The sequence below is a fragment of the Pseudomonas sp. 5.2 genome, from assembly GCF_059025405.1.
In genome coordinates this window covers 99,781-121,195 of record NZ_JBYBHH010000010.1, presented here as the reverse complement: position 1 = coordinate 121,195, position 21,415 = coordinate 99,781, and the positions used below count along the sequence as shown (strand labels likewise).

At 62.4% G+C, this 21,415-nt stretch carries 27 protein-coding genes; 16 read left to right on the top strand and 11 right to left on the bottom strand.

From position 1 onward, the window contains the following. Together AC5PZ0_RS16725 and AC5PZ0_RS16720 are read left to right on the top strand one after the other, a co-directional pair. On the top strand, window positions 1–612 hold the full coding sequence (locus AC5PZ0_RS16725) for a superoxide dismutase (RefSeq protein WP_027595601.1): 612 nt from the start codon (window positions 1–3) through the stop codon (window positions 610–612). 11 nt (window positions 613–623) lie between these two features. Continuing rightward, window positions 624–1,517 carry a ZIP family metal transporter gene (locus tag AC5PZ0_RS16720; protein ID WP_027595602.1) on the top strand — a complete coding sequence of 298 codons (894 nt, stop codon included), beginning with the start codon at window positions 624–626 and terminating at the stop codon, window positions 1,515–1,517. A gap of 324 nt (window positions 1,518–1,841) precedes the next feature. On the opposite strand, the gene AC5PZ0_RS16715 is transcribed toward AC5PZ0_RS16720, so the two are convergent. From AC5PZ0_RS16715 to AC5PZ0_RS16670, 10 genes are all read right to left on the bottom strand, one after another. Beyond that, window positions 1,842–2,114 (bottom strand): HPr family phosphocarrier protein, encoded by a 273-nt coding sequence (locus tag AC5PZ0_RS16715; RefSeq protein ID WP_027595603.1) that lies wholly within the window; start codon window positions 2,112–2,114, stop codon window positions 1,842–1,844. 20 nt (window positions 2,115–2,134) lie between these two features. Further along, window positions 2,135–2,989, bottom strand: coding sequence for an RNase adapter RapZ (gene rapZ / locus AC5PZ0_RS16710; protein WP_027595604.1), 855 nt, complete (start codon window positions 2,987–2,989; stop codon window positions 2,135–2,137). 2 nt (window positions 2,990–2,991) lie between these two features. After that, window positions 2,992–3,456, bottom strand: a complete 465-nt coding sequence (gene ptsN / locus AC5PZ0_RS16705) for a PTS IIA-like nitrogen regulatory protein PtsN (protein WP_027595605.1) — start codon at window positions 3,454–3,456, stop codon at window positions 2,992–2,994. 12 nt (window positions 3,457–3,468) lie between these two features. Further along, window positions 3,469–3,777 (bottom strand): ribosome hibernation-promoting factor, HPF/YfiA family, encoded by a 309-nt coding sequence (hpf, locus tag AC5PZ0_RS16700; RefSeq protein WP_003255135.1) that lies wholly within the window; start codon window positions 3,775–3,777, stop codon window positions 3,469–3,471. A gap of 79 nt (window positions 3,778–3,856) precedes the next feature. Then, entirely contained in the window at window positions 3,857–5,350 is a 1,494-nt protein-coding gene (locus tag AC5PZ0_RS16695) for an RNA polymerase factor sigma-54 (protein ID WP_027595606.1), read from the bottom strand. A gap of 175 nt (window positions 5,351–5,525) precedes the next feature. Then, on the bottom strand, window positions 5,526–6,251 hold the full coding sequence (gene lptB, locus AC5PZ0_RS16690; protein WP_027595607.1) for an LPS export ABC transporter ATP-binding protein: 726 nt from the start codon (window positions 6,249–6,251) through the stop codon (window positions 5,526–5,528). Continuing rightward, window positions 6,252–6,776 (bottom strand): lipopolysaccharide transport periplasmic protein LptA, encoded by a 525-nt coding sequence (lptA, locus tag AC5PZ0_RS16685; RefSeq protein ID WP_027595608.1) that lies wholly within the window; start codon window positions 6,774–6,776, stop codon window positions 6,252–6,254. It abuts the gene before it with no gap. Next, window positions 6,763–7,335, bottom strand: coding sequence for an LPS export ABC transporter periplasmic protein LptC (gene lptC / locus AC5PZ0_RS16680; protein WP_493855353.1), 573 nt, complete (start codon window positions 7,333–7,335; stop codon window positions 6,763–6,765). The genes lptA and lptC overlap by 14 nt, the downstream gene beginning before the upstream one ends. Window positions 7,336–7,343: 8 nt before the next feature. After that, complete coding sequence (locus AC5PZ0_RS16675; RefSeq protein ID WP_027595610.1) at window positions 7,344–7,868, bottom strand: KdsC family phosphatase; 525 nt, start codon at window positions 7,866–7,868, stop codon at window positions 7,344–7,346. After that, on the bottom strand, window positions 7,869–8,843 hold the full coding sequence (locus AC5PZ0_RS16670; protein WP_027595611.1) for a KpsF/GutQ family sugar-phosphate isomerase: 975 nt from the start codon (window positions 8,841–8,843) through the stop codon (window positions 7,869–7,871). It lies immediately after the preceding gene. Window positions 8,844–9,089: 246 nt separating this feature from the next. Between AC5PZ0_RS16670 and AC5PZ0_RS16665 the strand changes: the two genes are divergently transcribed. The 10 genes from AC5PZ0_RS16665 to hisC all read left to right on the top strand — a co-directional run bounded on the left by AC5PZ0_RS16665 (window position 9,090) and on the right by hisC (window position 17,092). Then, the gene (locus tag AC5PZ0_RS16665) at window positions 9,090–9,899 is read left to right on the top strand and encodes an ATP-binding cassette domain-containing protein (protein ID WP_016501329.1); all 810 of its coding nucleotides are present in this window, start codon (window positions 9,090–9,092) and stop codon (window positions 9,897–9,899) included. Then, a complete protein-coding gene (gene mlaE, locus AC5PZ0_RS16660; protein WP_027595612.1) occupies window positions 9,899–10,696 on the top strand; it encodes a lipid asymmetry maintenance ABC transporter permease subunit MlaE in 798 nt (265 codons plus the stop codon). The genes AC5PZ0_RS16665 and mlaE overlap by 1 nt, the downstream gene beginning before the upstream one ends. Continuing rightward, window positions 10,696–11,181 (top strand): outer membrane lipid asymmetry maintenance protein MlaD, encoded by a 486-nt coding sequence (gene mlaD / locus AC5PZ0_RS16655; RefSeq protein ID WP_027595613.1) that lies wholly within the window; start codon window positions 10,696–10,698, stop codon window positions 11,179–11,181. The genes mlaE and mlaD overlap by 1 nt, the downstream gene beginning before the upstream one ends. A 9-nt stretch (window positions 11,182–11,190) precedes the next feature. Further along, a complete protein-coding gene (locus AC5PZ0_RS16650; protein ID WP_186675639.1) occupies window positions 11,191–11,838 on the top strand; it encodes an MlaC/ttg2D family ABC transporter substrate-binding protein in 648 nt (215 codons plus the stop codon). Then, window positions 11,835–12,137 (top strand): STAS domain-containing protein, encoded by a 303-nt coding sequence (locus AC5PZ0_RS16645; protein ID WP_027595615.1) that lies wholly within the window; start codon window positions 11,835–11,837, stop codon window positions 12,135–12,137. Before AC5PZ0_RS16650 ends, AC5PZ0_RS16645 begins: the two co-directional genes overlap by 4 nt. A gap of 119 nt (window positions 12,138–12,256) precedes the next feature. Next, complete coding sequence (locus AC5PZ0_RS16640) at window positions 12,257–12,496, top strand: BolA family protein (protein WP_003255121.1); 240 nt, start codon at window positions 12,257–12,259, stop codon at window positions 12,494–12,496. Window positions 12,497–12,519: 23 nt separating this feature from the next. Continuing rightward, window positions 12,520–13,785: a UDP-N-acetylglucosamine 1-carboxyvinyltransferase gene (murA, locus tag AC5PZ0_RS16635; RefSeq protein WP_493855352.1), complete on the top strand. Its 1,266-nt coding sequence runs from the start codon at window positions 12,520–12,522 to the stop codon at window positions 13,783–13,785. Window positions 13,786–13,955: 170 nt separating this feature from the next. Next, window positions 13,956–14,591: an ATP phosphoribosyltransferase gene (gene hisG / locus AC5PZ0_RS16630; RefSeq protein WP_033701084.1), complete on the top strand. Its 636-nt coding sequence runs from the start codon at window positions 13,956–13,958 to the stop codon at window positions 14,589–14,591. A 126-nt stretch (window positions 14,592–14,717) separates the two neighbouring features. Next, window positions 14,718–16,043: a histidinol dehydrogenase gene (gene hisD, locus AC5PZ0_RS16625; protein WP_027595618.1), complete on the top strand. Its 1,326-nt coding sequence runs from the start codon at window positions 14,718–14,720 to the stop codon at window positions 16,041–16,043. A gap of 2 nt (window positions 16,044–16,045) precedes the next feature. After that, window positions 16,046–17,092 carry a histidinol-phosphate transaminase gene (hisC, locus tag AC5PZ0_RS16620; RefSeq protein ID WP_027595619.1) on the top strand — a complete coding sequence of 349 codons (1,047 nt, stop codon included), beginning with the start codon at window positions 16,046–16,048 and terminating at the stop codon, window positions 17,090–17,092. A gap of 94 nt (window positions 17,093–17,186) precedes the next feature. Here hisC and AC5PZ0_RS16615 read toward each other — a convergent pair whose 3' ends face one another. Continuing rightward, a complete protein-coding gene (locus AC5PZ0_RS16615; RefSeq protein ID WP_493855351.1) occupies window positions 17,187–18,368 on the bottom strand; it encodes an alkaline phosphatase family protein in 1,182 nt (393 codons plus the stop codon). Between the two features lie 138 nt (window positions 18,369–18,506). Between AC5PZ0_RS16615 and AC5PZ0_RS16610 the strand changes: the two genes are divergently transcribed. The 4 genes from AC5PZ0_RS16610 (at window position 18,507) to AC5PZ0_RS16595 (ending at window position 21,408) form a co-directional block, all read left to right on the top strand. Next, complete coding sequence (locus AC5PZ0_RS16610; protein WP_099453009.1) at window positions 18,507–19,157, top strand: FadR/GntR family transcriptional regulator; 651 nt, start codon at window positions 18,507–18,509, stop codon at window positions 19,155–19,157. A 13-nt stretch (window positions 19,158–19,170) separates the two neighbouring features. Beyond that, a complete protein-coding gene (locus AC5PZ0_RS16605; protein WP_493855350.1) occupies window positions 19,171–20,451 on the top strand; it encodes a CynX/NimT family MFS transporter in 1,281 nt (426 codons plus the stop codon). Between the two features lie 178 nt (window positions 20,452–20,629). Next, a complete protein-coding gene (locus AC5PZ0_RS16600; protein WP_027595623.1) occupies window positions 20,630–21,106 on the top strand; it encodes a nuclear transport factor 2 family protein in 477 nt (158 codons plus the stop codon). 17 nt (window positions 21,107–21,123) lie between these two features. Next, on the top strand, window positions 21,124–21,408 hold the full coding sequence (locus tag AC5PZ0_RS16595) for a GIY-YIG nuclease family protein (protein ID WP_027595624.1): 285 nt from the start codon (window positions 21,124–21,126) through the stop codon (window positions 21,406–21,408). Window positions 21,409–21,415: the final 7 nt, after the last annotated feature.

Below are 21,415 nucleotides of genomic sequence, written 5' to 3'. Positions count from 1 at the left end.
ATGCCACATACCTTGCCTGCGTTGCCTTATGCCTACGATGCGCTGGAGCCGCACATCGATGCCCAGACCATGGAAATTCACCACAGCAAGCACCACCAGACCTACATCAACAACCTCAACGCTGCCATCGAAGGCACCGAGTGGGCCGAATGGCCGGTGGAGCAGCTGGTAAGCGCGGTCAAGCAACTGCCAGAAAAGCTGCAGGGCGCCGTGATCAACCAAGGCGGCGGCCACGCCAACCACACGCTGTTCTGGACGGTGATGGCGCCACACGGCGGCGGCCAGCCACACGGTCAGGTGGCCAAGGCCATCGAGGCCGAGCTGGGTGGGTTCGACGCGTTCAAGGACGCCTTCACCAAAGCAGCGCTGACCCGCTTTGGCAGTGGCTGGGCCTGGCTCAGCGTCACCCCGGGCAACACGCTGGTGGTCGAAAGCAGCGGTAACCAGGACAGCCCGCTGATGCACGGCAACACGCCGATTCTCGGGTTGGACGTGTGGGAGCACGCCTACTACCTGAAATACCAGAACCGTCGCCCTGAATACATCGGTGCCTTCTACAACGTCGTCGACTGGGCGGAAGTGGAACGTCGTTATCTCGAAGCCTTGAAGTGAGTCGATCCGGTATGCGTTCACAGGTGTTGTCCGTCAGCAGCGTGCGTCTGTTTCGTCTGGCGATAGGAACCTTGCTGTTGCTGGCGGGCACAGCATTGCTGCTGGCGCAGGGCATTGCCTGGCTGGGCCTGGAGCCGCGCATGCTGCGTGCCCTCGAAGGGGGCGCATTGTGTGCGTTGGGGACAGCGCTGGGCGCGGTACCGGTGTTGGTGATTCGTAACATGCCGGTGGCCCTGGCCGACACACTGCTGGGCTTCGGTGCGGGAGTGATGCTGGCGGCCACCGCGTTTTCCCTGATCATCCCGGGGCTGGAGGCGGCGCAAGGCATCGGCTTCAGCCCTTGGGGCGCGGGCGGCTTGATCAGCTTTGGCCTGATGTTTGGCGCCTTGTGCCTGTTCCTGGTCGACCTCAAGGTCTCCGGTGCCTCGCCAGAAGCCTTGGTCGGCACGGACAACCAGCCGGTGATCGCCGCGCGAATCTGGTTGTTCGTGATCGCCATCATCGCCCACAACATTCCTGAAGGCATGGCCATTGGCGTGTCTGCGGGCGGTGGCATGGCCGATGCCGACAGCCTGGCAATGGGCATCGCTTTGCAGGATGTGCCGGAAGGGCTGGTGATTGCGCTGGTGCTGGCGGGGGCGGGCATGCCGCGTTTCAAGGCATTCTTGATTGGTGCCGCTTCAGGCCTGGTCGAACCGGTGGCAGCGGTTATCTGTGCCTGGCTGGTAAATGTGGCAGAGTTGCTGTTGCCGTTGGGCCTGGCGTGTGCCGCGGGGGCGATGCTGCTGGTAGTGACCCAGGAGATCATCCCCGAGTCGCGCAGCAATGGGCATCACCGCCTGGCCAGTTTGGGGTTGTGTATCGGTTTTTGCCTGATGATGGTGATGGACACGGCGATGTCTTGAATTGATTGCGCCATGATGATTGTGTCGTGCTTGCGACCGTTCGGCGGGAGATTCTCTGGGCCTGTAAGGCCGAGCGCCGCCCGCGCGGCGCTTCGCAGCACAAGGCTGCTCCTACATTTGTTTCGGGCCAATTACCCCAGCGTCATAGGCGCACGCCCCTTGGCATATGGCACGATATCGTGTTGTGAAAACAAGACGGTATCGCGCTGGCACAGGCGTTACTGGCCCGAAACAGATGTAGGAGCAGCCTTGTGCTGCGAAGCGCCGCGCGGGCGGCGCTCGATCTCACAGGCGCTGAAGGTGTTGTGACAAGCCCAGCGTTCCCTACTCGCCTTCGTCGAAGTAGTTGTTGATCAACTCGACCAGTGCGTCCAGCGCGTCGTTGTCCTGTTCGCCTTCGGTCAGCAAGTGCACTTGGGTGCCTTTGCCTGCCGCGAGCATCATCACCGCCATGATGCTCTTGCCGTCCACCAGCTTGTCTGGCGCGCGGCCTACCTTGACCTGGCAGGGAAAGCGCCCGGCCACGCCGACGAACTTGGCCGCCGCCCGGGCATGCAGGCCCAGCTTGTTGATGATGGTGATTTCGCGGGCGGGCATCGTGGGGTGGATCCTGTAGGCTAGAGGTCGCGGTGGCGGACCTGGACGTTTTTCAGGGATTGCTGCAGCAACGTGCCGAGGCGTTCGGTCAGGTATACCGACCGGTGATGGCCACCGGTGCAGCCAATGGCGATGGTGACATAGGCTCGGTTGCTGGCGGCGAAGCGGGGCAGCCATTTAAGCAGGTAGCTGGAAATGTCGTTGAACATCTCTTCGACGTCCGGCTGTGCGGCGAGGTAGTCGATTACCGGTTGTTCGAGACCAGAATGCTCACGCAGTTCGGGCTTCCAGTAGGGGTTGGGCAAGCAGCGCACGTCGAACACCAGGTCGGCATCGACCGGCATACCACGTTTGAAGCCAAAGGATTCGACCAGGAACGCGGTGCCAGGCTCTGGCTGGTTGAGCAGGCGCAGCTTGATCGAGTCGCGCAACTGGTAAAGGTTGAGGCTGGTGGTGTCGATCTTGAGGTCGGCAAGGTCGGCGATCGGCCCCAGCATGTCGCTTTCCACGCGTATCGCTTCTGCCAGGGAACGGTCGGCATTGGTCAGCGGGTGACGCCGACGGGTCTCCGAAAAGCGCTTGAGCAGGGTGTCTTCGTCGGCATCCAGGTACAGCACATCACACTTGATATGCCGGGCACGGGCCTCTTCGAGCAGCTCGGGGAAACGCGTCAGGTGACTGGGCAGGTTGCGCGCGTCAATCGACACGGCGACCTTGGGCTGCAGCAACTCGGTATTGATCAAGGCATCTTCCGCAAGCTGCGGCAGCAGCCCGGCGGGAAGGTTGTCGATGCAATAGAAACCGTTGTCTTCCAGGACATCGAGGGCGGTGCTCTTGCCGGAGCCGGACCGGCCGCTGACGATGATCAGGTGCATGTTCAGTGCTCGTTCTGTACGTCCAGGACAACCTGGTACAGGGCCTCGTTACTGCTGGCGGCACGCAGACGATCACGGACCTCTTTGCGATCGAGCATGCTGGCGATCTGGCGCAGCAGTTCCAGGTGCGCATCGGTGGCAGCTTCGGGCACCAGCAGGACGAACAGCAGGTCCACGGGTGCGCCATCGATGGCGTCGTAGTCGATCGGCGCCTCCAGGTGCAGCAGTGCGCTGACCGGGGCGGTGCATCCTTCGAGTCGGCAGTGGGGGATGGCGATGCCGTTGCCGAACCCGGTCGAACCGAGTTTTTCACGGGCGACCAGTTTTTCGAAGACGTCTTGCATCTCCAGCTCTGGCACTTGTTCGGCGATGACGGTGGCGACCTTTTCGAGGGCGCGCTTCTTACTGCCGCCCGGCACGTTCACGAGGGAACGGCCGGGGGTCAGGATGGTTTCAAGTCGGATCATGGATGAGGGGGATCAGCGGGCAGCTGCACCTTGCAGCAGGCTTTGCTGTTTTTCCTTGTGTTTTTTCAGTTGGCGGTCGAGCTTGTCGGCCAAGGCGTCGATCGCTGCATACATGTCTTCGTGTTCCGCGTTGGCTACCACTTCACCGCCCGGAATCTGCAGGGTCGCTTCGACCTTCTGCTGCAGCTTCTCGACCTTCATGATGACCTGCACGTTAGTGATCTTGTCGAAGTGACTTTCCACGCGGGCGAGCTTTTCAAGCACATAATCGCGCAGCGGCTGGGTGACTTCTACATGCTGTCCACTGATATTGACTTGCATACAGCTTCTCCTTTATTGCCCGTGCATAAAGAGGCAAGTCTTGCACCTGCCCCAAAAACGCTGTGGCACATACCAGGTGCTACATCAGTCGCTTGCGCTCGCTCGACGGTGCGATGCCGAGAGACTCGCGGTACTTGGCGACGGTGCGACGGGCTACCTGGATGCCTTGTGCCTCCAGTAAACCAGCGATCTTGCTGTCACTCAATGGCTTTTTCTGATTTTCCGCCGCAACCAGTTTCTTGATGATCGCGCGGATCGCTGTGGACGAGCATTCTCCGCCTTCAGCGGTGCTGACGTGGCTTGAGAAAAAGTATTTCAGTTCGTAGATGCCGCGGGGCGTGTGCATGTATTTTTGCGTGGTAACCCGCGAAATGGTCGACTCGTGCATGCCGACGGCTTCGGCGATGTCATGCAGGACCAACGGCTTCATCGCTTCGTCGCCATGGTCGAGGAAGCCGCGCTGATGCTCGACGATCTGCGTGGCTACTTTCATCAGGGTTTCGTTGCGGCTTTGCAGGCTCTTGATGAACCAGCGCGCTTCTTGCAGCTGATTGCGCATGAAGGTGTTGTCGGCGCTGGTGTCGGCGCGGCGGACAAAGCCTGCGTACTGCGGGTTGACGCGCAGGCGCGGGATGGCTTCCTGGTTCAGCTCCACCAGCCAGCGGTCGCTGTCCTTGCGCACGATGACGTCGGGCACGACGTACTCGGGCTCGCTCGATTCGATCTGCGAGCCAGGGCGCGGGTTGAGGCTTTGCACCAGCTCGATGACCTGGCGCAGCTCGTCTTCCTTGATCTTCATGCGCCGCATCAGCTGGCTGTAGTCGCGGCTGCCCAGCAGGTCGATGAAGTCGGTGACCAGGCGTTTGGCCTCGGCCATCCACGGCGTGCTGGCCGGTAGCTGGCGCAGTTGCAGCAGCAGGCATTCGCCCAGGTTGCGTGCGGCGATGCCGGCAGGCTCGAACTGCTGAATACGGTGCAGGACTGCTTCGACCTCGTCCAGCTCGATATCCAGTTCGGGGTCGAAACCGGCGCAGATCTCTTCGAGGGTGTCTTCGAGGTAGCCCTGGCCATTGATGCTGTCGATCAGGGTGACGGCGATCAGGCGATCGGTGTCGGACATCGGCGCCAGGTTCAACTGCCACAGCAGGTGGCTTTGCAGGCTTTCGCCGGCCGATGTGCGGGTGGTGAAGTCCCACTCGTCGTCATCGTTGCTCGGCAGGCTGCTGGCGCTGGTCTGGTAGATGTCTTCCCAGGCGGTATCGACGGGCAGCTCGTTGGGGATTCGCTCGCTCCACTCGCCGTCTTCCAGGTTTTCGGCACTGTTGGTGCTTTCCTGGAAGCTGTTGTCCTGGACTTCGGCGGCCGGTTTGTTCTCGGCGTTATCGGCCATCGGGTCGCTGTTGTCGAAGTCCTCGCCGTCTTCCTGACGTTCGAGCATCGGGTTCGATTCCAGCGCTTCCTGGATTTCCTGTTGGAGGTCCAGGGTAGAGAGCTGGAGGAGGCGGATGGCCTGTTGCAACTGAGGAGTCATCGTCAGTTGCTGGCCCATTTTTAGGACGAGCGATGGTTTCATGGCAGGGGCTTAATACCTTGTTCGCCGGCGCGCATGCGCCATCCACTACACGAGGGCGCCGGAGCGCCAAATTCAAGCAAGTTTTATGCCTTAAATTGTAGCGTTTGCCTAGAGCACCGTAACAACTTAAACCCCGACAGGGTCGATTTGCCAGTGCTCCAGGTGCGTCCCGGGGTCAGAGCCGGAACTCGTGACCCAGGTAAACCTCTTTGACCAGTTCGTTGGCCAGGATGGTCTCGGCGTCGCCTTCGGCGATCAGTCGGCCATCATTGACGATATAGGCGGTTTCGCAGATATCCAAGGTCTCACGCACGTTGTGGTCGGTAATCAGTACGCCGATCCCCTTGGCCTTGAGGTGGTGGATGATCTGCTTGATGTCACCGACGGAAATCGGGTCGACGCCCGCGAAGGGTTCGTCGAGCAGGATGAACTTCGGGGCGGTCGCCAGGGCGCGTGCGATCTCGACACGGCGGCGTTCGCCACCCGAGAGGCTCATGCCGAGGTTGTCGCGGATGTGGCTGATGTGGAACTCCTGCAGCAGGCTTTCCAGCTCCTTGCGGCGGCCGTCGCGGTCGAGCTCCTTGCGGGTCTCGAGGATCGCCATGATGTTGTCGGCCACCGACAGCTTGCGGAAGATCGAAGCTTCCTGCGGCAGGTAGCCGATACCGGCACGCGCGCGACCGTGCATGGGCTGGTGGCTGACATCGAGGTTGTCGATCAGCACGCGCCCTTGCTCAGCCTGGACCAGGCCGACGATCATGTAGAAGCAGGTGGTCTTGCCGGCGCCGTTAGGGCCGAGCAGGCCGACGATCTGGCCGCTGTCGATCGACAGGCTGACGTCGCGCACGACTTGCCGACCCTTGTAGCTCTTGGCCAGGTGCTGGGCTTTGAGGGTTGCCATTTACTCGGCCTTCTTCTTCGGCTGGATCACCATGTCGATGCGCTGACGTGGTTGAGTCACGTTGCCACCACGACCGGCGGTCGCAACCTGGGTCTTGGTGTTGTAGACGATCTTCTCGCCTTCAGTGGTGTTGCCTTCATTCTCGACCTTGGCGCGGTCGGTGAGGATCACCGTGTCTTTCTGCGCCTGGTACTGAATGGTCACGGCCCAGCCTTTCATCTTGTCCGGCTTGGCGGTGCTCTGCTGCTGTTCGAAGTAGGCCAGGTTGCCCACCGAGGTGACCACGTCGATGTCGCCATTGGCGGCGCGGGTCATGGTCACGGTGTTGCCTTTGATCATCATCGAACCTTGGGTGATGATGACGTCACCGGTGTAGGTGGCCACGCCTTGCTTGTCGTCCAGGTGCGCGTTGTCGGCCTGGATGCGGATAGGCTGGTCACGGTCGGTCGGCAGTGCGAAGGCGCTCGCGCTTCCCAGTGCTGCGCTCAGGCTGAGCAAAAGGGGGAGGGTTTTAACGAGCCTCATACTGTCCTCTTACGTTAGAGAGCAGGTCCATCCTGCCTTCTTTCAAATACGCTTTCATTCCTTTGCCCGTGGTCGTGCCACCGGCGCCGTCGATTCTAACGGCTTGCTCGGTCTGCGCATATTGCTTCTGCGGGAATACGGTCATGCGTGAGCTGGTGATAATCGTTTCACGCTTCTTTTCGTCGGTGCGGGCAATGCGCACCTGGTCGATCAGCTCGACCTCGGTGCCGTCCGGGTTGACCTCGGCACGGACGCTTTGCACGTGCCACGGGTACTCGGTGCCGCGGTACATGTGCAGGTCTGGCGTGGTCACCAGTGTGACCTCGGTGGCCGTCAGGTGTTCGACCTTGTCGGCGGTCATTTCGTACTGCAACTTGCCGTCGGGCAGGAACTGCACGCTGTGGGCATTGATCGCGTAGTAGTCGATGGCGCTCTCGTCGACCTGGGCCGTGGGCTGGTCGAGGAAGCTCTCGGGGCTGACATTCCAGTAGCCGATCGCCGCCAGCAGGGCGCCGATGGCCAAGAGCAGCACAATATTGCGGGCTTTCTTGCTGAACATGAGCAGCCTTAAAGGTAATGTGCGTTGGCAGCGTCCAGGGTGCCCTGGGCCTGCATGATCAGTTCACAAAATTCACGCGCCGCGCCTTCACCGCCGCGGGCCTGGGTCACCCCGTGCGCATGTTGGCGAACGAAGGGGGCGGCGTTGGCCACCGCCATGCCCAGGCCGACCCGGCGGATCACCGGCAGGTCGGGCAGGTCGTCGCCCAGGTAGGCGACTTGTTCATAGCTTAGGCCGAGTTCGGCGAGCAAGCCGTCGAGTACCACCAATTTGTCCTCGCGGCCCTGGTACAGGTGCGGGATGCCGAGGTTTTTCGCACGGCGCTCGACCACCGGGGTTTTGCGCCCACTGATAATTGCCGTGGTCACGCCCGATGCCATGAGCATCTTGATGCCCTGGCCGTCGAGGGTGTTGAAGGTCTTGAACTCGCTGCCGTCTTCGAGGAAGTACAGGCGGCCGTCGGTGAGCACGCCGTCAACGTCGAACACGGCAAGCTTGATGGCCTGGCCACGTTGAATCAAATCCTGGGTCATTTACATTACTCCGGCGCGCAACAGGTCGTGCATGTTCAGGGCGCCGGTCGGGCGGTCGTCCTGGTCGACCACCACCAGCGCGTTGATCTTGTGGTCTTCCATGATTTTCAGCGCCTCGGCGGCCAGCATTTCGGCGCGGGCGGTCTTGCCATGCACGGTCATCACCTGGTCGATCAAGGTGGTGTGCATGTCGATATTGCGGTCCAGGCTGCGGCGCAGGTCGCCGTCGGTGAAGATCCCGGCCAGTTTGCCGTCCGGTTCGAGGATCACGGTCATGCCCAGGCCTTTGCGTGACATTTCCAGTAGCGCATCCTTGAGCAGGGTGCCGCGTGCCACCTGGGGCAGTTCGGCGCCTGCGTGCATCACGTTCTCGACCTTGAGCAGCAGGCGGCGGCCGAGGGCGCCACCGGGGTGCGAAAAGGCGAAGTCTTCGGCAGTGAAACCACGGGCTTCGAGCAGGGCGATGGCCAGGGCGTCGCCCAACACCAGCGCTGCGGTGGTCGAAGAGGTGGGGGCCAGGTTCAGCGGGCAGGCCTCCTGGGTGACGCGGGCGTCGAGGTTGACCTCGGCGGCCTGGGCCAGGGGCGAATCGGCATTGCCGGTCAGGCTGATCAGTTGGATGCCGAGGCGCTTGATCAGCGGCAGCAAGGTGATGATTTCTGCAGTGCTGCCGGAATTGGACAGGGCCAGGATGACATCGTCCCGGGTGATCATGCCCATGTCGCCATGGCTGGCTTCGGCCGGGTGCACGAAGAACGCAGGCGTACCGGTGCTGGCCAGGGTGGCGGCGATCTTGTTGCCGATATGCCCCGACTTGCCCATGCCGACCACCACAACCCGGCCCTTGCTGGCCAGAATCAGCTCGCAGGCCTTGACGAAGTTGGCGTCGATACGCGGCGCCAGGCTTTCCACGGCCTCGACTTCGAGGCGCAAGGTGCGCAGGGCGGACTGGATCAGCTCACTGGATTGGCTCATGTCGTCAAACAATGCCTGATGAAAAGGCGGCGATTATAGCCGCAATGGAAGAAAGCCTCATCCTTTCGATTGCCCGGCAAATGCCATGGAAGTCTGTCGTTGTGCTGAACGACACGTTCCATGGCCTTGGGGCCGCCCTGTCAGCGGTGCTATAGTTCGCCGCTATTCGGCCTGTCAGGGGCACGTGTGCCTTCACGATGAGGGCAAGCGTCCACTAGGACGAGGCTGCACTAGCAAGGAGTCTAGATGAGTGTGGATAGCGCCTACGCGGTCGAGTTGAAGGGAGTGACCTTCAAGCGCGGTTCGCGCAGCATTTTCAGCAATGTCGACATACGCATCCCGCGCGGCAAGGTCACCGGCATCATGGGGCCATCGGGTTGCGGCAAGACCACATTGCTACGCCTGATGGGTGCGCAACTGCGTCCGTCCAGCGGCGAGGTATGGGTTGCCGGGCAGAACCTGCCGACGCTGTCGCGCAGCGACCTGTTCGACGCGCGCAAGCAGATGGGCGTGCTGTTCCAGAGTGGCGCGCTGTTCACTGACCTCGATGTATTCGAGAACGTGGCCTTCCCGCTGCGCGTGCACACCCAGCTGTCGGAAGAGATGATTCGCGACATCGTGTTGATGAAACTGCAGGCTGTCGGCCTGCGCGGTGCCATCGACCTGATGCCTGACGAACTGTCCGGTGGCATGAAGCGCCGGGTGGCGTTGGCGCGTGCGATCGCTCTGGACCCGCAGATCCTCATGTACGACGAACCGTTCGTCGGCCAGGACCCGATCGCCATGGGGGTACTGGTGCGCCTGATCCGCCTGCTCAACGATGCCTTGGGCATCACCAGCATCGTGGTTTCCCACGACCTGGCCGAAACCGCCAGCATTGCCGACTACATCTACGTGGTAGGGGATGGCCAGGTGCTGGGGCAGGGCACGCCCGACGAGCTGATGGGCTCGGACAACCCGCGTATTCGCCAGTTCATGAAAGGCGACCCGGATGGCCCGGTACCCTTCCACTTTCCCGCGCCTGATTACCGCGCCGACCTGCTGGGGGCGCGTTGATGCGCAGAAAATCCTTACTCGAACGTGTTCGCCTGTTCGGTCGCTCGGCGATCGACGTGCTGGCCGTGCTCGGGCGTTCCTGTCTGTTTCTGTTCCATGCGCTGATCGGGCGTGGCGGTATTGGCGGTGGCTTCCAGCTGCTGACCAAGCAGCTGTACTCGGTGGGCGTGCTGTCGCTGGCGATCATCGTCGTGTCCGGTGTGTTCATCGGCATGGTGCTGGCGCTGCAGGGGTACAGCATCCTGACCAAGTACGGCTCTGAACAGGCGGTCGGGCAGATGGTGGCCCTGACCCTGTTGCGTGAGCTCGGGCCGGTGGTGACCGCACTGTTGTTCGCCGGCCGCGCAGGTTCTGCGCTGACCGCCGAAATTGGCAACATGAAGTCCACCGAGCAGCTGTCGAGCCTGGAAATGATCGGCGTCGACCCGCTCAAGTACATCGTTGCGCCACGCCTGTGGGCCGGTTTCATCTCGCTGCCGCTGCTGGCGCTGATCTTCAGCGTGGTCGGCATCTGGGGTGGGTCGTGGGTCGCCGTGGATTGGCTGGGCGTTTACGAGGGCTCGTTCTGGGCCAACATGCAGAACAGCGTTTCCTTCACCGACGACGTGCTGAACGGCTTGATCAAGAGCCTGGTGTTCGCCTTCGTCACCACCTGGATCGCCGTATTCCAGGGGTACGACTGTGAGCCCACCTCAGAAGGGATCAGCCGTGCCACCACCAAGACCGTGGTCTATGCCTCGTTGGCTGTCCTGGGTCTGGACTTTATTCTGACCGCCTTGATGTTTGGAGATTTCTGATGCAAAACCGCACCCTGGAAATCGGTGTCGGCCTGTTCCTCCTGGCCGGGATCCTGGCGCTGCTGCTGCTGGCCCTGCGAGTCAGCGGGCTGTCGGCCAGCCCGAGCAGCGATACCTATAAAGTTTATGCGTACTTCGACAATATCGCCGGTTTGACGGTCAGAGCTAAAGTGACCATGGCCGGTGTGACGATCGGCAAGGTCACCGCCATCGATCTGGACCGTGATTCCTACACCGGTCGGGTGACGTTGCAGCTGGACAAGACCGTCGACAACCTGCCGACCGATTCCACTGCTTCGATCCTGACCGCCGGGTTGCTGGGCGAGAAGTACATCGGCATCAGCGTGGGCGGCGAAGACGACGTGCTCAAGGATGGCGCGACCATCCACGACACCCAGTCGGCACTGGTGCTGGAAGATCTGATTGGCAAGTTCCTGCTCAACTCCGTTGGCAAGGAACCGAAAGAAGCGCAACCGGCTAATTAAGGAGTTTCCATGATTTCGATCCTGCGACGTGGCCTGCTGGTCCTGCTGGCGGCCTTCCCTTTGCTGACCGTGGCGGCGCAGACGCCTCACGATGTGGTGCAAGGCACGACCAACGAATTGCTTGGCGACCTCAAGGCCAACAAGGATCAGTACAAGTCCAACCCCAACGCCTTCTACGATGCGCTCAACCGCATCCTCGGGCCGGTGGTGGACGCTGACGGCATTTCCCGCAGCATCATGACCGTGAAGTATTCGCGCAAGGCCACGCCTGAGCAGATGCAGCGCTTCCAGGAGAACTTCAAGCGCAGCCTGATGCAGTTCTATGGCAACGCCCTGCTGGAATACAACAACCAGGGCATCGTCGTTGACCCGGCCAAGGCTGATGACGGCAAGCGTGCCAGCGTCGGCATGAAGGTGACCGGCAACAACGGCGCCGTGTACCCGGTGCAGTACACCCTGGAGAACATTGCCGGCGAGTGGAAGGTGCGTAACGTCATCGTCAACGGCATCAACATCGGCAAACTGTTCCGCGACCAGTTCGCCGATGCCATGCAGCGCAACGGCAACAACCTGGACAAGACCATCGACGGTTGGGCCGGTGAAGTGGCCAAGGCCAAGGAAACCGCCGATAAGTCGCCCGAGAAGGCAGTGCAATGAGTGAGGCTGGCGTAAGCATGGCAGAGCCGGGCGTACTGCGTTTGACCGGCGTGCTGGACTATCGCAGCGGCCCGGCCTTGCGCAAGCAAGGCAAGGCATTGATCGACGCCTCGCGCGAGCCGCACATGGTGCTGGATTGCTCGGCCGTGGCGAAATCGTCCAGCGTCGGCCTGTCGCTGCTGCTGGCGTTTATCCGCGATGCCCAGGCGGCCGGCAAGGCCTTCGAAGTACGCGGTATGCCCGACGACATGCGGGAAATTGCCGGGGTCTATGACCTCGATGAAGTGCTGGCTACTTGATGGCAATGCACTGAAGGATGGCCCCTCGGTCAGCGCACGCCCTCAGTGGGCTTCGCAGGCGAGGGGCTTTTTTGTATGATGGCCGACCCGTGCGCATCGGGCGCCGATTGAGGTTGAGCATGCAGGCCGTAGAAGTTAAAAGCTTCCTTGAAGAAAAATTGCCGGGATCCCGGGTCGAAGTTGAAGGCGAAGGCTGCAACTTCCAATTGAACGTGATCAGCGACGAGTTGGCTGGCCTGAGCCCGGTCAAGCGTCAGCAGGCGATCTATGCTCACCTTAATCCCTGGATCGCCAATGGCAGCATCCATGCGGTAACCATGAAATTTTTCAGCAGCGCAGCCTGGGCTGAGCGCACCTGAGCCAACTTGGCGGCGAGACTCCAATGGACAAACTGATTATTACTGGCGGCGCTCGCCTTGACGGCGAGATCCGCATTTCGGGCGCGAAGAACGCGGCATTGCCGATTCTGGCGGCGACCCTGCTGGCTGACGGCCCGGTCACCGTGGCCAACCTGCCGCACCTGCACGACATCACCACCATGATCGAGCTGTTCGGGCGCATGGGCATCGAGCCTGTGATCGACGAGAAGCTGTCTGTGGAAATCGACCCATGCACCATCAAGACGCTGGTCGCGCCGTACGAGCTGGTCAAGACCATGCGCGCCTCGATCCTGGTGCTGGGCCCGATGGTTGCACGTTTCGGCGAGGCTGAAGTAGCCCTGCCTGGCGGTTGCGCCATCGGTTCGCGCCCTGTCGACCTGCACATCCGTGGCCTTGAAGCCATGGGTGCGAAGATCGAAGTCGAAGCTGGCTACATCAAGGCCAAGGCGCCTGAGGGTGGCCTGCGCGGTGCGCACTTCTTCTTCGACACCGTCAGCGTGACCGGTACCGAGAACATCATGATGGCCGCTGCCCTGGCCAAAGGCCGCAGCGTGCTGCAAAACGCTGCCCGTGAACCTGAAGTGGTCGACCTGGCCAACTTCATCAACGCCATGGGCGGCAATGTTCAGGGCGCTGGCACCGACACCATCACCATCGAAGGCGTCGAGCGTCTGCACTCGGCCACTTACCGCGTCATGCCCGACCGTATCGAAACCGGTACCTACCTGGTCGCCGCAGCCGTCACCGGCGGCCGCGTCAAGGTCAAGGACACCGACCCGACCATCCTTGAAGCGGTACTGGAAAAACTCAAGGAAGCGGGCGCAGACATCACCACCGGCGAAGACTGGATCGAGCTGGACATGCACGGCAAGCGGCCCAAGGCTGTCAACCTGCGTACCGCGCCGTACCCAGCGTTCCCGACCGACATGCAGGCGCAGTTCATCTCGCTCAACGCCATCGCCGAAGGCACTGGCGCGGTGATCGAGACGATCTTCGAAAACCGCTTCATGCACGTCTACGAAATGCACCGCATGGGCGCGCAGATCCAGGTCGAAGGCAACACCGCCATCGTCACCGGCGTCAAGACGCTGAAGGGCGCGCCAGTCATGGCCACCGACCTGCGTGCTTCCGCCAGCCTGGTACTGTCGGCGCTGGTGGCTGAAGGCGATACGCTGATCGATCGCATCTACCACATCGACCGTGGTTACGAGTGCATCGAGGAAAAACTGCAGATGCTGGGCGCCAAGATCCGCCGCGTACCGGGTTAATAGCCCGCAGGCGCACGATGTGGGAGCGGGCTTATCCCGCGAAGGAGGCACTGCGGTGTATGGCACCGGCGTTGCCGGTGTTCGCGGGGCTAGCCCGCTCCCACACACGAATTGAATAAGGTCGGGCCCAGGCCCGGCCGGCAGTAGCCGCTTAAGGACCGACGTTTCCCATGTTGACCATCGCGCTATCCAAAGGCCGAATTCTCGACGATACCCTGCCATTGCTGGCCGAGGCCGGTATCGTGCCGACCGAGAACCCGGACAAGAGCCGTAAACTGATCATCCCCACCACGCAGGACGACGTGCGCCTGCTGATCGTGCGTGCCACTGACGTGCCGACCTACGTCGAGCATGGCGCCGCCGACCTCGGTGTGGCTGGCAAGGACGTGCTGATGGAGTACGGCGGCCAGGGCCTGTACGAGCCGCTGGACCTGCAGATTGCCTGCTGCAAGCTGATGACCGCTGGCGTGGTCGGCGCACCTGAACCCAAGGGCCGTCTGCGCGTGGCCACCAAGTTCGTCAACGTCGCCAAGCGTTATTACGCCGAGCAGGGCCGTCAGGTCGACATCATCAAGCTGTATGGCTCGATGGAGCTGGCACCCCTGATCAACCTCGCCGACAAGATCATCGACGTGGTCGACACTGGCAACACCCTGCGCGCCAATGGCCTGGAACCCCAGGAAATGATCGCCACGATCAGCTCCCGCCTGGTGGTCAACAAAGCATCGATGAAGATGCAGCACGCCCGTATCCAGAGCCTGATCGACACCCTGCGCAAGGCCGTCGAATCGCGACACCGCGGCTGACTCCTGCGCGCGACCTCCGCTGTCGCGCCCGTCTATCCGCGTCATAGCCACTTTTCTCGGGTGCCCGCGCGGATGGACTGGTAGCCTAGGGCGCCTGAGCATTCGCTAATAATCGAGGCCCTCGCCATGACCGTGTCCACTGCAATTGCCCGTCTCAACGCCGCTGATCCGGATTTCGCCCGACATCTGGATCATCTGCTGAGCTGGGAAAGTGTGTCCGATGACGCGGTCAACCAGCGCGTGCTCGACATCATCAAGGCCGTTCGCGAACGCGGCGATGCGGCGCTGGTGGAATTCACCCAGCGCTTCGATGGTGTCGATGCTAAGTCCATCGATGACCTGATTCTTGGCCGTGAACGCCTTGAACTTGCCCTGACGCGCATTACCGACACCCAGCGTGCAGCCCTGGAAAAAGCCGCCGAGCGCGTGCGCATCTACCACGAGCGGCAAAAGCAGGATTCCTGGCAGTACACCGAAGCTGACGGCACCGTGCTGGGCCAGAAGGTCACGCCGTTGGACCGCGCTGGCCTGTACGTACCGGGTGGCAAGGCGTCGTACCCGTCCTCGGTACTGATGAACGCCATTCCGGCCAAGGTTGCAGGCGTGACCGAAGTGGTCATGGTGGTGCCGACCCCGCGTGGCGAGGTCAACGAACTGGTGCTGGCCGCTGCCTGCATCGCCGGTGTCGACCGTGTGTTCACCGTGGGTGGCGCACAGGCCGTCGCCGCGCTGGCCTATGGCACCGAGAGCGTGCCGCAGGTGGACAAGATCGTCGGCCCGGGCAACATCTATGTCGCCACCGCCAAGCGCCACGTGTTCGGCCAGGTCGGCATCGACATGATCGCCGGCCCGTCGGAAATTCTCGTGGTGTGTGACGGCCAGACCGACCCGGACTGGATCGCCATGGACCTGTTCTCCCAGGCCGAGCACGACGAAGACGCCCAGGCCATCCTGGTCAGCCCGGACGCTGAGTTCCTCGACCGCGTTGCCGCCAGCATCGACAAGCTGCTGCCGACCATGGAACGCGCCGAGATCATCGAGAAATCGGTCAATGGCCGCGGCGCGCTGATCCAGGTGCGTGACATGCAGCAGGCCATCGACGTGGCCAACCGCATCGCTCCTGAGCACTTGGAGCTGTCGGTCGCCGACCCGCAGGCCTGGTTGCCGCAGATTCGCCACGCCGGTGCGATCTTCATGGGCCGCCACACCAGTGAAGCACTGGGTGACTACTGCGCAGGCCCCAACCACGTGTTGCCTACCTCCGGCACCGCGCGTTTTTCGTCGCCACTGGGGGTGTATGACTTCCAGAAGCGTTCGTCGATCATCTTCTGCTCCGAGCAGGGCGCGTCCGAGCTGGGCCACACCGCGTCGGTCCTGGCCCGTGGCGAGTCGCTGACCGCCCACGCCCGCAGTGCTGAATACCGTATCCTGACCCAAGAGAAGGGGAACTGAGCATGAGTCGATTCTGGAGCCCCTTCGTCAAGGACCTGGTGCCTTACGTGCCGGGCGAGCAACCCAAGCTGGCCCGCCTGGTCAAGCTCAACACCAACGAGAACCCCTATGGCCCGTCGCCCAAGGCGCTGGAAGCCATGCGCGGCGAGCTGAACGACAACCTGCGCCTGTACCCGGACCCGAACGGTGACCGGCTCAAGCAGGCGGTGGCCGAGTATTACGGCGTCACCCCGGGGCAGGTGTTTGTCGGCAACGGTTCTGACGAGGTGCTGGCGCACATCTTCCACGGCCTGTTCCAGCACGATGCACCGCTGCTGTTCCCGGACATCAGCTACAGCTTCTATCCGGTGTACTGCGGCCTGTACGGCATTGCCTACGAGCAAGTGGCGCTGGACGAGCAGTTCCAGATCCGCGTCGAGGACTACAAAAAGCCGAATGCCGGGATCATCTTCCCCAACCCGAATGCGCCGACCGGCTGCCTGATGCCGCTGCAAGCGGTCGAGCAGCTGCTGCAGGGCAACCCGGATTCGGTGGTGGTGGTGGATGAGGCCTACATCGACTTTGGTGGCGAGACGGCCATCAGCCTGGTAGACCGCTACGACAACCTGCTGGTGACCCAGACGTTGTCCAAGTCCCGTTCGCTGGCTGGCCTGCGCGTTGGCTTGGCAGTGGGCCACCCGGACCTGATCGAAGCGCTGGAGCGGATCAAGAACAGCTTCAACTCCTACCCGCTGGACCGTGCGGCGATCGTCGGTGCAGCCGTGGCGTTCGAAGACCGTGCCTACTTCGAAGAAACCTGCCGCAAGGTGATCGACAGCCGTGAAGTGCTGGTCGAGCAACTGACGGCCAAGGGCTTCGAGGTGCTGCCGTCGGCGGCCAACTTCATCTTCGCCCGTCACCCGCAGCAGGATGCGGCCGAGTTGGCGGCTCGCTTGCGTGAGCAAGGCGTGATCGTGCGGCACTTCAAGCAGGCGCGGATTGCCCAGTTCCTGCGGATTACCATTGGTACGCCGGAAATGAACCAGGCGTTGCTTGATGCGCTGAACTGATCAAGGCGGGCTCACGTAGCCGCCTGCTTCGATCTGACCCCGCCTGGCACTGATTGCCAGGCGGGGTTTTTGCTTTCAGGGCTGAACCTGGCTCTCAATAGGCGATTTCCTCGATGCTGTACGGCATGCCGGCAGGCCTGTTGCGTACGGCTGCCGGGGTGCCATCGAGTAGCAGCACATAGTCGTTGACGTCATCCATACCGTCCGGGTCGGTCCACTGCTCGGCCCCAGCCGGTACTTGTGCAACCACATGCCCGTTCTTGAGGATGGTCAAGTAGCCCTTGGCGGTACTGTGCCAGCGCAGGCGGGCAGTGGCTTCATCGGCCCTTGCTTTGCGAGCGCCCGTGTTACCCAGCAGGGGTGTGCCGTCGAGCAGCCATTGCGGCTCGAGTGTCAGCCCCATGTGGCGCAGGACGGTGGGTGCCACTGAGGTCTGCGCAGGCAGACGGTACAGGTTGTTTGGCCCTGGGTTTTCTTTCGGAATGCTGGGCTGGGTCAGTTCTTTGTTCAGCGGTTTATTGCTGGCGATGAAGATGGTCTTTTCCTGTTCTGTGACGCCGCCATGGCCTTTGCCCCAATAGTCGCGGCCATGGTCCGTGCTGACAATCACCAGCCAGTCTTCACGCAGATGGCGGCGGCTGCGCAGATCGACCGCGTCCAGCAGTTCCCCCACTTGGTTGTCGGCCTTTCGCAGTGCCAGCTGGTAGCGGTTGTCGAAGCCACCGTTGTGGCCGGCTTCATCAGGTTCGCCCAGCTGGATGAAGGTGAAGTCGGCGGGCGTGGTGTCGAGTATCTGCAGCGCCCGCGCGATGACGTTATCGTCGGATAGGCCACTCTCGCGTACGTCGTTGCCGTGGGCGTCCTCGAGCAGGAACGCGGTGTTGATCGGCGACCAGTTCACCACACTGGACAGGTAGGCGGTGGGCAGCGCCTGGCGCAGCCGTTTGAACAGGCTAGGGAAGGCCGGGGAGACCCGCAGCGACTCGGCATTCGAGCCAACGCCATGCTTGTTGCTCCAGACCCCGGTGAGCAGGCTTACCCAGCCAGGGCCGCTGAGCGTTGGTTGTTCGCTGGCCTTGCCGGTGATGCCGCCGGTGTAGGCGCTGCCGTAATACAGGCGTTGCTGCAGATTGCTGGCGTCGCCCAATGCTTCGTAACGGTCGAGTTGCACGCCTTCGATACCGATGATCAGGGTTTTCGGTTGGCGCGCAGGCTGCGCCGGGTCGCAAGCTGCCAGCAGCGTCAGTGTCATCAGAAGCAGGGCTGATAATCGCATGAAGGGGCATCCGGGAACGGTACAGCGAGCGTTGCAATAAAGCGTGGTGCTCACAACTGGCAGAAATACCAGGTGGTTTGCTGTTCAGAGGGCTTTCCATTAGGCTGCAGCAATTCATCGGATGATTGGTTGAATGTAATGAGCGTAGAGCTGACCAAGCGTTCCCTTGTCGAACTTGCCGTGGAGCGCATGCGTGAGCGCATCCTCAACGGCGACTGGCAGGTAGGGCAGCGCCTGCCGACCGAGCCGGAGCTGGCCCAGGAATTGGGCATCAGCCGCAATACCGTGCGTGAGGCCATGCGCGTGCTGGCGTTCAGCGGCCTGGTGGAAATACGGCAGGGCGATGGCAGTTACCTGCGCACGGCCCAGGACCCGCTGATGGCGGTGCAGGCGATGTCCCGCTGCACCCCCGAGCAGGCGCGGGAGACCCGCCATATCCTCGAAGCCGAGGCCATCGGCCTGGCGGCGCTGCGCCGCACCGACGCCGACCTGCACGGGTTGCGTGAAGCCCTTGCGGGCAGCGCCGGGCATTTTCACGGTGACATCGATGCGTATGTGAGCTGCGACCTGGTGTTTCACCAGCGCTTGGTGGATGCCGCCCACAACCCGGCATTGAGTGAGTTGTACCGGTACTTTTCCGGTGTGGTGGCCGCTGCGCTGCAGCACAACATGACCACTGTTCCGCGCTGCCAGTCCACGTTCGATCTGCACGGGGAAATCCTCGACGCCATCGAGCAACGTGATTCGGAGCGGGCCAAGCGCCTGAGCCGGACCCTCATCGAATCCTGACCACGAGAAGCCCATGGCTGAATCAATCACCCGTAGCAACCCGCCCGGCGAGCGGGAACTCGACGAACTGCTGATCGACGCCGAAGCCGATGACGAGCAGGTGCAGCAACAGCCTGTGCTGCTGCGCCGGCCCTGGCTGTTGCTGCTGGGCCTGGTATTGGTGGCGCTGAACCTGCGGCCGGCCTTGTCGAGCATGGCGCCGGTGCTGGGCCTGGTGTCCGAAGGCCTGGGCTTGAGTGCCTCGCAGGCCGGTTTGCTGACCACCTTGCCGGTACTGTGCCTGGGCCTGTTCGCGCCACTGGCGCCGGTGCTGGCGCGGCGTTTTGGCAGTGAGCGGGTGATCCTCGGCATTCTCCTGACCTTGGCCTTGGGCATTGTAGTGCGCAGTGCCTTTGGGGTGGCCGGGGTGTTCCTGGGCAGCCTCATGGCCGGCGCCAGCATTGGCATTATCGGCGTGCTGTTGCCGGGCATCGTCAAGCGCGACTTCCCACAGCATGCCGGCACCTTGACCGGGGTCTACACCATGGCGCTGTGCCTGGGGGCGGCCATGGCGGCCGGCGCCACGGTGCCCCTGGCCCAGCACTACGAAGGCAACTGGGCGCTGGGGCTGGGCTTCTGGGCCGTGCCGGCACTGTTGGCCATGTTGGTCTGGCTGCCGCAGGCGCGCCAGGGGCACGGCCTGCACAAGGTTGCCTATCGAGTGCGTGGCCTGTGGCGTGACCCACTGGCCTGGCAGGTGACCTTGTACATGGGCCTGCAATCGTCGCTGGCCTATATCGTTTTCGGTTGGTTGCCTTCGATTCTGATGGGTCGTGGTCTGAGCCCAACCGAGGCGGGGCTGGTGCTGTCGGGCTCGGTGATCGTGCAATTGATCAGCTCGCTCAGTGCGCCCTGGCTGGCCACGCGCGGGAAGGACCAGCGCTTGGCCATCGTAATTGTCATGCTGGTGACCCTGGCCGGGCTGTTTGGCTGCCTGTATGCGCCTATTTCCGGGCTGTGGGGGTGGGCGGTGCTGCTGGGCCTGGGGCAGGGCGGGACGTTTGCCCTGGCATTGACGTTGATCGTGCTGCGCTCCAAAGACGCCCATGTGGCGGCGAACCTGTCGAGCATGGCGCAAGGGGTGGGTTACACACTGGCGTCGATGGGGCCGTTTGCGGTGGGGGTGGTGCATGACCTGACCGGTGGCTGGGCGGCACTGGGGTGGATCTTTGCCGTGCTAGGCCTGGGCGCCATTGTTTTCGGGCTTGGGGCTGGGCGGGCGTTGCATGTGCAGGTGACCAGCGAAAAAGTCTGAGACTGATTGTGCCAGTGCTGGCCCATTCGCGGGGCAAGCCCGCTCCCACAGGAGCCCGCAGTGCCTGAAAGCCCTGCCATCCTGTGGGAGCGGGCTTGTCCCGCGAATGGGCCGGCACTGGCGTAAGCGCATCGAGCAGATTATCGTGCACCTTTCGATCCCAGGATGGACCTGCCCCATGAGCGACGCCAACCGCGACCTGATCACCCGCTTCTACCAGGCCTTCCAGCGGCTGGATGCCGAGGCCATGGTGGCCTGTTACAGCGACGATATCGTCTTCAGCGACCCGGTCTTCGGTACCCTGCGCGGCAAGGATGCGGGCGACATGTGGCGGATGCTCACCACCCGCGCCAAGGACTTCACCCTGACCTTCGACAACGTCCGTGCGGACGAGCGCGGTGGCAGTGCGCACTGGGTCGCGACCTACCTGTTCAGCCAGACCGGCCGTACCGTGGTCAACGCTATCCAGGCACGTTTCGTCATTCGCGATGGCTTGATTTGCCAGCATGACGACAGCTTCGACCTCTGGCGCTGGTCGCGTCAGGCACTGGGTGCGCCTGGGGTGCTGCTCGGCTGGTCGCCGCTGATTCAGAACAAGGTGCGCCAGCAGGCGTTCAAAGGCCTGCGGGCGTTTCAGCACAGCCAAGGCAACTAACGGAAAGAGCAGGCGTCGTGAGTGAAGCAGTGCCGGATCAGGCAGTAAAACCTTGGTATGTTTACCTGGTGCGGGCGGCCAATGGGTCACTGTATTGCGGGATCAGTGATGACCCGCAGCGGCGCTTTCTGGCGCATCAGAAAGGGCAGGGGGCGCGATACTTCAAGACCAGCCCGGCGCAGGCGCTGGTGTATGTCGAGCAGTGGCCCGACAAAGGCGAAGCGCTGCGCCAGGAGCGGCTGGTGAAGCGGCTGCGTAAATCGGCCAAGGAGGCGCTGGTAGCCTCGTTCAGCAACGCCTAGGGCGCGC

Coding starts and splice junctions, on each gene's coding strand:
- hisD (WP_027595618.1), top strand. CDS start 14,718: ATGACCGTGTCCACTGCAATTGCCCGTCTCAACGCCGCTGATCCGGAT.
- AC5PZ0_RS16725 (WP_027595601.1), top strand. CDS start 1: ATGCCACATACCTTGCCTGCGTTGCCTTATGCCTACGATGCGCTGGAG.
- AC5PZ0_RS16720 (WP_027595602.1), top strand. CDS start 624: ATGCGTTCACAGGTGTTGTCCGTCAGCAGCGTGCGTCTGTTTCGTCTG.
- AC5PZ0_RS16675 (WP_027595610.1), bottom strand. CDS start 7,868: ATGACCCAGGATTTGATTCAACGTGGCCAGGCCATCAAGCTTGCCGTG.
- AC5PZ0_RS16605 (WP_493855350.1), top strand. CDS start 19,171: ATGGCTGAATCAATCACCCGTAGCAACCCGCCCGGCGAGCGGGAACTC.
- hpf (WP_003255135.1), bottom strand. CDS start 3,777: ATGCAAGTCAATATCAGTGGACAGCATGTAGAAGTCACCCAGCCGCTG.
- hisC (WP_027595619.1), top strand. CDS start 16,046: ATGAGTCGATTCTGGAGCCCCTTCGTCAAGGACCTGGTGCCTTACGTG.
- rapZ (WP_027595604.1), bottom strand. CDS start 2,989: ATGCACCTGATCATCGTCAGCGGCCGGTCCGGCTCCGGCAAGAGCACC.
- lptC (WP_493855353.1), bottom strand. CDS start 7,335: ATGTTCAGCAAGAAAGCCCGCAATATTGTGCTGCTCTTGGCCATCGGC.
- lptB (WP_027595607.1), bottom strand. CDS start 6,251: ATGGCAACCCTCAAAGCCCAGCACCTGGCCAAGAGCTACAAGGGTCGG.
- ptsN (WP_027595605.1), bottom strand. CDS start 3,456: ATGATCCGACTTGAAACCATCCTGACCCCCGGCCGTTCCCTCGTGAAC.
- AC5PZ0_RS16695 (WP_027595606.1), bottom strand. CDS start 5,350: ATGAAACCATCGCTCGTCCTAAAAATGGGCCAGCAACTGACGATGACT.
- AC5PZ0_RS16615 (WP_493855351.1), bottom strand. CDS start 18,368: ATGCGATTATCAGCCCTGCTTCTGATGACACTGACGCTGCTGGCAGCT.
- AC5PZ0_RS16665 (WP_016501329.1), top strand. CDS start 9,090: ATGAGTGTGGATAGCGCCTACGCGGTCGAGTTGAAGGGAGTGACCTTC.
- hisG (WP_033701084.1), top strand. CDS start 13,956: ATGTTGACCATCGCGCTATCCAAAGGCCGAATTCTCGACGATACCCTG.
- AC5PZ0_RS16715 (WP_027595603.1), bottom strand. CDS start 2,114: ATGCCCGCCCGCGAAATCACCATCATCAACAAGCTGGGCCTGCATGCC.
- murA (WP_493855352.1), top strand. CDS start 12,520: ATGGACAAACTGATTATTACTGGCGGCGCTCGCCTTGACGGCGAGATC.
- mlaE (WP_027595612.1), top strand. CDS start 9,899: ATGCGCAGAAAATCCTTACTCGAACGTGTTCGCCTGTTCGGTCGCTCG.
- AC5PZ0_RS16645 (WP_027595615.1), top strand. CDS start 11,835: ATGAGTGAGGCTGGCGTAAGCATGGCAGAGCCGGGCGTACTGCGTTTG.
- AC5PZ0_RS16650 (WP_186675639.1), top strand. CDS start 11,191: ATGATTTCGATCCTGCGACGTGGCCTGCTGGTCCTGCTGGCGGCCTTC.
- lptA (WP_027595608.1), bottom strand. CDS start 6,776: ATGAGGCTCGTTAAAACCCTCCCCCTTTTGCTCAGCCTGAGCGCAGCA.
- mlaD (WP_027595613.1), top strand. CDS start 10,696: ATGCAAAACCGCACCCTGGAAATCGGTGTCGGCCTGTTCCTCCTGGCC.
- AC5PZ0_RS16670 (WP_027595611.1), bottom strand. CDS start 8,843: ATGAGCCAATCCAGTGAGCTGATCCAGTCCGCCCTGCGCACCTTGCGC.
- AC5PZ0_RS16600 (WP_027595623.1), top strand. CDS start 20,630: ATGAGCGACGCCAACCGCGACCTGATCACCCGCTTCTACCAGGCCTTC.
- AC5PZ0_RS16640 (WP_003255121.1), top strand. CDS start 12,257: ATGCAGGCCGTAGAAGTTAAAAGCTTCCTTGAAGAAAAATTGCCGGGA.
- AC5PZ0_RS16610 (WP_099453009.1), top strand. CDS start 18,507: ATGAGCGTAGAGCTGACCAAGCGTTCCCTTGTCGAACTTGCCGTGGAG.